Raw genomic sequence first — 11,426 nt, forward strand, 5'->3', positions numbered from 1 at the left:
AGATCACGCCGATCCTGATCCCGCAGCGCAAAGGTGAGCCGTTGTCCTTCGCGGTCGACGAACAACCGCGCGCCGAGACCACTGCCGAGTCTTTGGCCAAGCTCAAACCGGCCTTCAAGAAGGATGGCAGCGTCACCGCCGGCAATGCCTCTTCGCTCAATGACGGCGCCGCTGCGGTGTTGCTGATGAGCGCCGACAAGGCCAGGCAATTGGGCTTGCCGGTGCTGGCAAAAATTGCCGCCTACGCCAATGCCGGCGTCGACCCGGCGATCATGGGCATTGCTCCGGTATCCGCGACCCGCCGCTGCCTCGACAAGGCCGGCTGGAACCTCGATCAACTGGACCTGATCGAAGCCAACGAAGCCTTCGCCGCGCAGTCACTGGCGGTCGGCAAAGAGCTGGAATGGGATGCAAGCAAGGTCAACGTCAACGGTGGCGCGATTGCGTTGGGCCATCCGATTGGTGCGTCCGGTTGCCGGGTGCTGGTGTCGTTGCTGCACGAAATGATCAAGCGTGACGCCAAGAAAGGCCTCGCCACCTTGTGCATCGGTGGTGGTCAGGGCGTGGCCCTGGCGATCGAACGGGCCTAAACCCGCAGGCGTTCAACAGTCAGCGCACGGACCCACGATATCCGCTCGCTGACTGGCAACACACCCGGCGCGACTTCGGTGGCGCCGGGTCTTTTTTTGCCTGGCGAACACTGTTTTTCCACGATGACCTGTCACTGATGCGACATTGGACCTGGAGCGTGTACAGCTGGTGGTGCCGGTCAATTCAAAAATCCCGGATTTCACGCAATCCCCGTAGCCGCTGCCGAAGGCTGCGTTCGGCCGCGAAGCGGTCGTGAAATCAGGCAACACGTTTGTCCCGGTAATCCGCGTATGCAGGATTTGCGAGGACTTCGTCCGAACGCGGCCCGCCTCTAACGCAGCCTCGCGAGCTCGGCAGCTGCTACGGGGATTGCGTGTGTTGAGCCGACATGTCATGCCAGACAAGCGTATCAATCATCCAAAGGTTGCGGTGGCGCTGCCGGTTTTGCTCCTTTGCCCTTTTTTCCGCCCTTGACCGGCGCAGCCTCTACGGGTGGCGGCGCAGGTGGCGCTGCCTCTTTCTCGGCGGCTGGAAGCTGGTCAACGGTGGCGAACAGATCCTTGGCCTCGATCGGGCCGAGGTGGTCGAGTTTTTTCTCGCCGTCCTTGCCCACCAGAATGACCTTGGTCTCGCCACTGACGCCCAGTTTCAACTCGCGAATCAGCGCCATGGTGGTTTGTGCATCGAGGTCCTTGCCGTCACGTTGGCCCATGAGATTGACCACGGTGTACAGCACCATATTGCGTTCTTTGAAGGCCTGGCTGTTGGCCGGTTCCGCCAGGGACTTTTTCAGGCTGACCAGTGTCGGGTCGATGCTGCTGGGAGCGATGACAATCAGCGGCCGGGTCCTGCCGCGTTCCTGGGCCAGGGGCGTGTCGTTGTCGGCGGCGAATAGAGGGCCGGCGACAGCGAGCAGAGTTGCAAGGGTCAGTGACCGAATGAGCATGCGCATCTCCTTTTGATTTCCACACTTTATGATTGCGCATCAAGGCGAAAGATCCAGTTCCGTCGCCTGAAATTTCTATCGCCATGCTGCGAAGCTTAGGCGAGTGGGCTTAATCCGCAACCGAATTTCGCGACACGGGTTTAGGCCATTTAGTTTGTCCAGGCTCACACCGCCAAGGCCAAAACACACGGCGCAGGTTTTTATCGCGTACTACACTTTTATTTGTCCCCCATAGGGGGGACGTTGCCAAATCCGGGTCCGTAAGCAGCGGGTTTGTCGAAGAAGCCCGCTCATGATGCTGGAGCTAATGGCTACTCGTAATCGTCCTGTGGGGCTCGGCCCCACAGTGACGTCATGCAGGACGACGTTATCGCGTCCCACTCGCCCGGACATGTCGCGTGTCCGGGCATTCGCGTGGCAGACGGTTTGGCTTCACAACGCGCCTGCCGTGTCGTCCTGATCATCCACCCGACTGCCGCCTGAAAGGTTGCTGCCTCTGCACACGCCCTCCTTCACCGGTGGTCTTTTTTCAGGAGGAGCAGTTATGGACGAAGCCAAACTCAATGACTTCATGGGCAAGGTGGTTTCCGACATGGGCGGCGCAGCGATGCTCGCGAACATGATCCTGGGCGATGAACTCGGTTTGTACCGGGCGATGGCCGACAGCCAGCCTGTCACCCCTGAAGAACTGGCCAGCAAGACTGGCTGCAATGCACGACTGTTGCGCGAATGGCTCAGTGCTCACGCAGCCTCTGGCTACATGGAGCACGTCGACGGAAAGTTCCGCCTGCCAGAAGAACAAGCCCTGGCGCTGGCGATCGAGGACTCACCGGTTTATGTCCCGGGCGGCGCTGCAGTGATTGCCTCGTTTTACCATGACAAAGACAAACTGATCGCCGCCATGCGCGGCAATGGTGCCCTCGCCTGGGGCGATCACCACAGCTGCATGTTCAAWGGCACCGAACGCTTCTTCAGACCCGGCTACCGCGCACACCTGGTCGGCGAGTGGTTACCTGCGCTTGAAGGCGTGGTGGACAAACTGAAAGCCGGGGCCAAGGTCGCGGATGTCGGTTGCGGCCACGGCGCTTCAACGGTAGTCATGGCCAAAGCGTTCCCGGCCTCCAATTTTGTCGGCTTCGACTATCACGCACCATCCATCACCACGGCTACCCAACGCGCTGAAGAAGGTGGCGTGGCCGATAGTGCTCGCTTCGTTCAGAGTACCGCCAAGAACTTTCCGGGCAATGACTACGATTTGATCTGCTACTTCGATTGCCTCCACGACATGGGCGATCCGGTGGGCGCTGCCAAACACGCCTATCAGGCGCTCAAGCCCGACGGGACGGTGCTGTTGGTGGAGCCGTATGCCAATGACCATCTCGACGAAAACGCGACCCCGGTAGGACGGCTGTTCTACGCCGCGTCGACGTTCATCTGCACGCCTAACTCGTTGTCTCAGGAAGTCGGTCTGGGGCTCGGGGCTCAAGCGGGAGAAGCACGGCTGCGGGATGTATTCACCCAGGCCGGATTCACGCATTTCCGCCGGGCAGCAGAGACACCGTTCAACCTGATTCTGGAGGCGCGTAAATAATCGCGGGGAGTATGCCTCGGGCATGGCGCTGAGAGGGGCAGCGCCATGCCGGGGATCAAAACACTAATTTGTAGCCGATAAACACCAGCATGACCGCCAGGCAAGGACGCAGCACACCATCAGAAATACGCCCGGACAAATGACTGCCCACGTAGATTCCCGGCAACGACCCCATCAGCAGGAAACCCAACAGGTGCCAATCCATGTTGCCCATGCTCGCGTGCCCCAATCCTGCAACCAGGGTCAGCGGTACGGCGTGGGCGATTTCTGTGCCGACCAGGCGTCTGGTCGGCAGGAACGGGTACAGGATAAACAGTGCGACAGTCCCCAGGGCGCCAGCACCAATGGACGTCAATGCGACCATCAGGCCGAGTAGCGCACCGGTAACGACGGTCAGCAGGTTCAGGTTGCGGTTACTCAAATGGTAATGGTCGCCCGCATGTTTCTGGGCAAACGCCAGCAGCTGGCGTTTGAAGAAAATCGCCAGCGCCGTCAGCAACAGCACAATCCCCAAGGCCTGTTTGATAATCGCATTGGTCGTTTGCGGATCGGTATTGAGGTACTTCAGGAACACCAGGGTCAGGGCGACCGCAGGCACGCTGCCCAGCGTCAGCCAGCCGGTAATTTTCCAGTCGATGTTCCTGTGCTTTTGATGAACCAGCACACCACCGGACTTGGTGATCGCGGCGTACAGCAAATCCGTCCCGACGGCGGTGGCCGGATTGATGCCGAACCATAGAAGAATCGGCGTCATCAACGAGCCTCCCCCCACACCGGTCATTCCGACAACGAACCCGACAACCAAGCCTGCGACTACAAAACCCAAATTACCGAAGTCCATTGCCATACCCTGCAAACCAGCGCGACGACTAAAAATCTCGCGGGCAGCATAGCGATTTTTCTTATAACTACTTATACCAATGTGATCTGACTTTATAACTTTCGGCAATTCAACCTTGACCGTCGGGCTGACGCATCGGCCCGTTTTGATATTTTTATTTTCACGCATTTGATTTATGAAATAAAACGTGTCATTTATACGCTCCATGGACATGCAACCCGCTGCACACCCCCGCCAGACCGGAAGGCATTCACCCCCAAACACCCTATCCACGGAGTCAACAATATGAACAAGACCGGACTTCTGGCTGCTCTGGCATTTTGCGCCGTCAGCACCCTGGCCCACGCCGACGAAGACAGCCTGCGCATCGGTATCGAAGCCGCCTACCCGCCGTTCTCCTTCAAGACCCCGGAAGGCAACATCAGCGGGTTCGACTACGACATCGGCAACGCCTTGTGCGAAGAAATGAAGATCAAATGCCAGTGGGTCATCCAGGAATTCGACGGGATGATCCCCTCGTTGAAAGTGCGCAAGATCGATGCGGTGCTGTCGTCGATGTCGATTACCGACGACCGCCTGAAGTCAGTCGACTTCAGCGAAAAGTACTACCACACCCCCGGCAAGTTCGCGGCGAAGGCCGGCCAGGCGATCAATGACCCGAAGGTCGATTTCAAAGGCAAGAAACTCGGTGTGCAACGCTCCTCCACCTACGACCGCTACGCCACCGAGCAACTGGCCCCCGCCGGCGTCGAGGTGGTGCGCTACTCCTCGCAAAATGAAGCCTTCCTGGACCTGGCGTCGGGCCGACTGGACGCTACCCTCGCCGACATCGTCAACACCAACGAGAGCTTCATCAAGACCCCGGCCGGTAACGGCTTTGCCCTGACGGGACCGGACATCAATGACCCGAAATACTTCGGCCGGGGCGCCGGGATTGCGCTGCGCAAAGGCGATACCGCAAACGCGGCACGCCTGAACACGGCGATTGATGCGATCCGTGCCAACGGCAAGTACCAGCAGGTCATGGCCAAGTACTTCGCGTTCGATATCTACGGCGAATAAGCGTTGTGGGAGCGAGTCGGCTCCGGACGGCGTTCCGACGATAGCGGAGTGTCAGCCAACATTGATGTTGACTGATATTCCGCTATCGCGAGCAGGCTCGCTCCCACAGGTTTGTACCTTGATTGATAGCAATTAATCCGTATGGTCCCGCGCGCCTGCCGGCGCTTCGGGTGAGGAACTTCATCATGCTTCACGGCTACGGATCGAGCATTCTCGATGGCGCCTGGCTGTCGATCAATCTGGCTCTGAGCTCCATGGCACTGGCCATTACCCTGGGCCTGATCGGCGCGGCGTTTCGCCTCTCGCCGCTCAAATGGTTGTCGACGCTGGGCGAAGGCTACACCACAGTGATTCGCGGTATCCCCGACCTGGTACTGATCCTGCTGATTTTCTATGGCGGCCAGGACCTGGTGAACCGCATCGCCCTCGGGCTCGGTTACACCCACTACATCGACATCAACCCGTTTGTGGCGGGTGTCTGCACCATGGGTTTCATTTTCGGTGCCTACCTCTCGGAAACCTTTCGCGGCGCCTTCATGGCGATCCCGCAAGGTCAGGCTGAAGCCGGTGCGGCCTATGGCATGAGCAGCGCCCAGGTGTTCTGGCGGATTCTGGTGCCGCAGATGATTCGCTTCGCGATTCCCGGCTTCACCAACAACTGGCTGGTGCTGACCAAATCCACGGCGTTGATATCGGTGATCGGCCTGCAGGACATGATGTTCAAGGCCAAGAACGCCGCCGACGCGACCCACGAACCCTTTACGTTTTTCCTCGCGGTGGCGGCGCTGTACCTGGTGCTGACCAGTGTCTCGTTGCTGGTGCTGCGCGCATTGGAAAAACACTACTCGGTCGGCATCAAAGCCGCCGTTCTGTGAGTGGGAGCGAACCGACCATGCTCGACTACAACCTGATCTGGGAAAACCTGCCGCTGTATTTCAGTGGCGCGTTATTGACCCTCAAAGTACTGCTGATCTCCCTGGCCTTCGGCCTGATGCTGGCCGTTCCGCTGGCGTTGATGCGCGTCTCTCGTTCGCCGCTGATCAACTTCCCGGCCTGGCTCTACACCTACGCCATTCGTGGCACGCCAATGCTGGTGCAGCTGTTTTTGATCTATTACGGCCTGGCGCAATTCGAAGCGGTACGCCAAAGCGTGCTCTGGCCATACCTGTCCAGCGCGACCTTTTGCGCGTGCCTGGCCTTTGCGATCAACACCAGTGCCTACAGCGCGGAACTGCTGGCCGGCAGCCTGAAGTCCACCCCCAACGGCGAGATCGAAGCTGCCAAGGCGATGGGCATGTCACGCCTGACCCTGTACCGCCGCATTCTGCTGCCGTCGGCCCTGCGCCGGGCGTTGCCGCAGTACAGCAATGAAGTGCTGATGATGCTGCAGACCACCAGCCTCGCGTCGATCGTCACCCTGGTCGACATCACCGGTGCGGCGCGCACGGTCAGCTCGCGGTTCTACCTGCCGTTCGAAGCGTTCATCACTGCCGGCCTGATCTACCTGGCCCTGACCTTCATTCTCGTGCGCCTGTTCAAGCTCGCCGAACGTCACTGGCTGGCGTACCTGGCCCCACGCAAGCACTAAGGAAGTCCCATGGAACACATCCACTACGTTTTGCCCTGGAGCGCCTGCGGCACTGAACGCACGCTGTCGCTGTTTAGATTTGGCAGCGGCTCACGCAAGGCTTACATCCAGGCGTCCTTGCACGCCGACGAACTGCCTGGCATGCGCGTCGCCGTCGAGCTCAAGCGCCGTTTGCGCGAGCTGGAATTACAAGGCCGCCTGACCGGCGTGATCGAACTGGTACCGATGGCCAATCCGATCGGCATCGGGCAAATGTTCCAGGCCACCCATCAGGGACGCTTCGAATTCAACAGCGGCAAGAATTTCAACCGTGACTTCCCGGAGCTGGCCGAAGCCGTGGCCGTGCACCTGAAAGGACAACTGGGCGAGGATGCCGAGGCCAACGTGGCGCTGATCCGTCGCGCCATGATCGAGGTCATTGCCGACATGCCGCTAGCCGAATCGGAACTCGACGGCCTGCGCCGCCTGCTGGTGCAGCACGCCTGCGATGCCGATGTGGTGCTGGACCTGCACTGCGACTTCGAGTCGATCATGTTGCTGTATGCCCTGCCGCAAAACTGGCCGCGCCTGCGTTCATTGGCCGCACGCCTGGGCGCCGAAGCCGTTCTGCTGGCCGAGGACGCCGGCGGCAATGCCTTCGATGAAGCCTGCGCGATTCCCTGGTTGCGCCTGGCCGAGCTGTTCCCGCTGGCGAACATTCCACTGGCCTGCGTGGCGACCACCATCGAACTGCGCGGCATGGCCGACACCGAACGGGAACCATGCATGGCCAGTGCCGAACAAATCCTCGGCTACCTGGCCGAACAGGGCCTGATCAGCGGTGACTGGCCAGACGCGCCGGCCACCTGCTGCGACGCAACGCCCTTCGCCGGTGCGCAATACGCCTATGCACCACACCCCGGTGTGGTGAGTTTTCTGCAACCGTTGGGTGCCCGGGTCTCGGTCGGCGACCCGCTGTTCGAAGTGCTCGACCCGCTGACCGATCGCCACAGCGTGGTGAAGGCCAGCACCGACGGCATTCTTTATGCCCGCGAACGCCTGCGCTTTGCCCAACCGGGTTTGTGGCTGGCCAAGGTCGCAGGCTCTACCCCCATTCGCCAGGGTCGCTTGCTCAGCGACTGACTCAAGAGAACCGACACCATGAACACACTTGAAATTCAGGACCTGCACAAACGCTACGGCACCCACGAAGTGCTCAAGGGCGTGTCCCTGGAAGCCAAAGCCGGCGATGTGATCAGCATCATCGGCTCCAGTGGCTCGGGTAAAAGCACCTTCCTGCGTTGCATCAACCTGCTGGAGCAACCCAACTCGGGCAACATCCTGCTCAATGGCGAACAGCTGAAACTGGTCGCCAACAAGACCGGCGGGCTCAAGGCCGCCGAGCCGAAACAGCTGCAACGCATGCGCTCGCGGCTGGCGATGGTGTTTCAGCACTTCAACCTCTGGTCGCACATGAGCGCCCTTGAAAACGTCATGGAAGCGCCAGTGCATGTGCTGGGCCTGGACAAGAAACTCGCCCGGGAAAAGGCCGAGCACTACCTGAACAAGGTCGGCGTGGCCCATCGCATGGGCGCTTATCCGGCGCACATGTCGGGTGGCGAACAGCAGCGCGTGGCGATTGCGCGTGCGTTGGCGATGGAGCCAGAGGTGATGTTGTTCGATGAACCGACCTCGGCGCTCGACCCGGAGTTGGTCGGCGAAGTGCTTAAAGTCATGCAGGACCTAGCCCTGGAAGGCCGGACCATGGTGGTGGTGACCCACGAAATGGGTTTTGCCCGGGAGGTGTCGAACCAACTGGTGTTCCTGCATAAAGGCCAGGTCGAAGAGCGTGGCAATCCGCGTGAAGTGCTGGTCAACCCACAGTCCGAACGCCTCCAGCAGTTCTTGGCCGGCAGCCTGAAGTAAGCCGCTTGCCGACCGTTCCGGGTGCTGCACGCCAACGGTCGGCTTCGGATACACTGGCGCGCACTCATGTCAGGGACCAGACCTGGTCCCTTCCAACCTCCTGCGGATGTTGAGCCGGTTATGCCTACTCCTTCGAAAAACACCACGGTCTACGCCGCGCCGGTCATGCGCAAACTGGCAGAAATTCTTGCCGACTTGCAGCCGTCACTGCGCAAGGTGGCGGACTTCATCCTGCGCCATCCGCTGAAAGCCGCGACACTGACCATCGAAGAGATGGCCCATGAAACTGCCACCTCACCGGCGGCGGTCAACCGTCTGGCCAAGGCGTTGGACCTGGGCGGTTACAGCGGCATGAAAGCCGAACTGGTCGCAACCTTGCAGCAGATGGTCTCCCCGGTAGACAAACTGCGTAACGAACTGGCGCACCGCCCCGGGGGTGCGTTCGGTCTGCATGAGCAGATCCAGAGCGCCACCAGCAATCTAGGCACCGCTGGCACCAACAATCACCCCGACACCTTCGAAGCCGTGGTCACCTGCCTGATCGAGGCGCGCAAGATCTACATCCTCGGGTTTGGCAACAGTGTCTACATGGCCGGTCTCGCGGCCTCGACACTGATGCCGTTCTGCGCCGACGCCACGGCGATCAGCATGGAAGGCGGCAACGAAAACGCCGCTTATCGACTGGCTGCAATTACCGATCAGGACGTGCTGCTGGCGATCTCGCTACCGCGCTATTCCCTCGACACCCTGCAACTGTCGCGCTTTGCCCATGAGCGTGGCGCGACGGTACTGGCGATCACCGACTCGCCCGCCTCGCCCCTGACTCACATCGCTCAGCACGTGTTGTTTGCGCCGGCCGACCACCCGGTGCTGACCAGTTCCAATATCGCGGTACTGGCGCTGATCGAAGGCCTGGTTGCCGGCGTGATGGCGCGTAACAAAGAAGCGGTGAAGCTGGCGACCGAACTCACCGAAAGCGTGATGAATTACCTGCACATTCCCGGCAGCAGCAAAACCTCGAAAAAATGAGGCAGCGCGTCACAGCCACCAGCGCAGCAGGAAAAAGAAGCCCATGCTCAGCAGCATGCTGATCAGGGTACTGCGGGTGTAGAGCACCAGGCCGATGGCGACCAGTGAGCTGATCAGGTACGGATTGTCGTACTGCAGATTCAGTTGATGGTCGGGCATGAACACAATCGGCCCGCAGATCGCCGTGAGCATGCCGGGCACCGCAAATCCGAGAAATTGCCGCGCGTTGCTGCTCAGGCGCACGGGCAACCGTGGTTCAAGGAACACATAGCGGTTGAGAAAAACCAGCATGCCCATTCCGAAAATAACCGCCCAGACCATCATGTGCGCGCTCCATAAAACTTGTTGCAGACAAACCCGGCACTCATTCCCAGCAAGCCGGCCAGCACCAGCGCCGAGCCCCAGTGCCAATAATTGAAGAGCACCGAGCAGAACAGCGAAACCGCCACACAGACGACCGTCGGAACGTTGCGCACCACGGGGGTGATCAACGCGATAAATGTGGCCGCGATGGAAAAATCCAGGCCCAGGCGTTCAAGGCCCGGAATGCTGCTGCCCAGCACAATCCCGGCCAGGGTGAAGAGATTCCACGCCACATAAAAGGTCAGGCCCACCCCGAGGGCGTACCAGCGGTTGAACTGCCGTTGGTCAAATTGACTGGTCAGTGCGAACAGCTCGTCGGTGAGCAAAAAGCCCAGCCCCACCCGCCAGCGACCCGGCAACGGCGAAACCACCGGACGCATGCTCATGCCGTACAGCAGGTGTTGCGAGGTCAGCAGCAAGGTGGTCAGCAGAATCGAGAAAATCCCGGCGCCGCCCTTGAGCATCCCGATCGCGACCAACTGCGCAGCACCCGCAAAGACGATGCTCGACAAGCCCTGGCCTTGCAGTGGAGTGAGGTTGGCCTCAATGGCCATCGAACCTGCCAACAGCCCCCATGGCGCGGTCGCCAGGGACAAGGGCATGACGGCAGCGGCACCGCGCAGGAAAGCACTGCGCGGCAATGGATTGTCAGACATAGCGCTCTACAACGAAGGAAAGGTCGCTAACTGTGTCAGCCGATCAACCTTCTGTCTTGAACAATCTTGCGTAATTGCACATCCAGGCACAGGTCGGTAGTTGAACGCTGACCGGCAAAAAGTACTGCTCGATAAACATGGCAGCGACAGGAGATGGTCTATTTTTAATGGGTGTCGACTTCGGGTCGTTTGAGTGCAGGTGAACCTTATCGCCCGATAGCCGGTCGATAGGTGCAGCCCAGCCAGGTTGCCGGTGACCCCGTCGGTGGTAGCAACTGGCCCGTTTTATTCGCTGGAGAACGCTCCCTTGATAACGACCCGACGCATGGCCACGCTTAAAGCCTGGGGCGCCCACGGTTTTACCGCAACCGGTGTGGTGACCGCCTTCCTGGCGACCCTCGCCTTGTTCGATAACCAGCCCAGGGCCTGCCTGCTGTGGCTGGGCGTGGCGCTGATCGTCGACGGTGTGGACGGCGCGCTGGCGCGCAAGGTGAATGTGCAAACGGTACTGCCGCATCTCGACGGCTCCATACTGGATCTGGTCATCGACTACCTGACCTACGTGTTCATCCCGGCCCTGTTCATCTACCGTTACATCGACTTGCCGGCCTACACCCCGCTGCTGACCACCTCGGTGATCCTGGTCTCGTCGCTCTATTGCTTCTGCAACGTCAACATGAAGAGCAAGGACAACTACTTCCAGGGCTTCCCCGCTGCTTGGAACGTCGTCACCCTGTGCCTCTACATCATTGCGCCGACACCCTGGCTGACGCTGCTGACCATTATCGGCCTGGCGCTGTTGACGGTGACCCGGATGAAGTTCCTGCACCCGTTTCGGGTGCGGCGGTTCATGC

The 11,426-nt window shown here is 60.0% G+C and carries 13 protein-coding genes; 9 read left to right on the top strand and 4 right to left on the bottom strand.

Annotation, left to right across the window (positions count from 1 at the left end; genetic code table 11):
• On the top strand, positions 1-590 hold a 590-nt coding region (locus tag AC1DH9_RS10480), incomplete at its 5' end, for an acetyl-CoA C-acyltransferase (protein WP_477808138.1).
• Positions 591-1,000: 410 nt separating this feature from the next.
• On the opposite strand, the gene AC1DH9_RS10485 is transcribed toward AC1DH9_RS10480, so the two are convergent.
• Positions 1,001-1,537: a DUF4174 domain-containing protein gene (locus AC1DH9_RS10485; RefSeq protein WP_103317253.1), complete on the bottom strand. Its 537-nt coding sequence runs from the start codon at positions 1,535-1,537 to the stop codon at positions 1,001-1,003.
• A 544-nt stretch (positions 1,538-2,081) separates the two neighbouring features.
• Between AC1DH9_RS10485 and AC1DH9_RS10490 the strand changes: the two genes are divergently transcribed.
• Entirely contained in the window at positions 2,082-3,128 is a 1,047-nt protein-coding gene (locus AC1DH9_RS10490) for a class I SAM-dependent methyltransferase (protein ID WP_477808139.1), read from the top strand.
• Between the two features lie 55 nt (positions 3,129-3,183).
• On the opposite strand, the gene AC1DH9_RS10495 is transcribed toward AC1DH9_RS10490, so the two are convergent.
• Positions 3,184-3,969, bottom strand: a complete 786-nt coding sequence (locus AC1DH9_RS10495) for a sulfite exporter TauE/SafE family protein (RefSeq protein WP_427546131.1) — start codon at positions 3,967-3,969, stop codon at positions 3,184-3,186.
• A gap of 285 nt (positions 3,970-4,254) precedes the next feature.
• Here AC1DH9_RS10495 and AC1DH9_RS10500 point away from each other — a divergent pair, with 285 nt between their 5' ends.
• The 6 genes from AC1DH9_RS10500 (at position 4,255) to AC1DH9_RS10525 (ending at position 9,553) form a co-directional block, all read left to right on the top strand.
• Positions 4,255-5,031, top strand: a complete 777-nt coding sequence (locus tag AC1DH9_RS10500) for an ABC transporter substrate-binding protein (protein ID WP_427546083.1) — start codon at positions 4,255-4,257, stop codon at positions 5,029-5,031.
• Between the two features lie 185 nt (positions 5,032-5,216).
• Positions 5,217-5,906, top strand: coding sequence for an ABC transporter permease (locus AC1DH9_RS10505; protein WP_103317257.1), 690 nt, complete (start codon positions 5,217-5,219; stop codon positions 5,904-5,906).
• 17 nt (positions 5,907-5,923) lie between these two features.
• Entirely contained in the window at positions 5,924-6,619 is a 696-nt protein-coding gene (locus AC1DH9_RS10510; protein WP_427546085.1) for an ABC transporter permease, read from the top strand.
• Positions 6,620-6,628: 9 nt separating this feature from the next.
• Positions 6,629-7,741 carry a succinylglutamate desuccinylase/aspartoacylase family protein gene (locus AC1DH9_RS10515; protein ID WP_427546087.1) on the top strand — a complete coding sequence of 371 codons (1,113 nt, stop codon included), beginning with the start codon at positions 6,629-6,631 and terminating at the stop codon, positions 7,739-7,741.
• Between the two features lie 18 nt (positions 7,742-7,759).
• Positions 7,760-8,524 (top strand): ABC transporter ATP-binding protein, encoded by a 765-nt coding sequence (locus AC1DH9_RS10520; RefSeq protein WP_019689777.1) that lies wholly within the window; start codon positions 7,760-7,762, stop codon positions 8,522-8,524.
• A 120-nt stretch (positions 8,525-8,644) separates the two neighbouring features.
• The gene (locus AC1DH9_RS10525; RefSeq protein ID WP_123583653.1) at positions 8,645-9,553 is read left to right on the top strand and encodes a MurR/RpiR family transcriptional regulator; all 909 of its coding nucleotides are present in this window, start codon (positions 8,645-8,647) and stop codon (positions 9,551-9,553) included.
• 9 nt (positions 9,554-9,562) lie between these two features.
• Here the strand turns inward: AC1DH9_RS10525 and AC1DH9_RS10530 are convergent, their stop codons facing one another.
• Complete coding sequence (locus AC1DH9_RS10530; protein ID WP_162491294.1) at positions 9,563-9,874, bottom strand: AzlD domain-containing protein; 312 nt, start codon at positions 9,872-9,874, stop codon at positions 9,563-9,565.
• The gene (locus AC1DH9_RS10535; protein ID WP_427546090.1) at positions 9,874-10,572 is read right to left on the bottom strand and encodes an AzlC family ABC transporter permease; all 699 of its coding nucleotides are present in this window, start codon (positions 10,570-10,572) and stop codon (positions 9,874-9,876) included. The genes AC1DH9_RS10530 and AC1DH9_RS10535 overlap by 1 nt, the downstream gene beginning before the upstream one ends.
• Before the next feature lie 325 nt (positions 10,573-10,897).
• Here AC1DH9_RS10535 and pcsA point away from each other — a divergent pair.
• The coding region (pcsA, locus tag AC1DH9_RS10540; RefSeq protein ID WP_477808140.1) for a phosphatidylcholine synthase at positions 10,898-11,426 on the top strand (529 nt) is incomplete at its 3' end.

The organism is Pseudomonas sp. 05T35 (genome assembly GCF_056396605.1).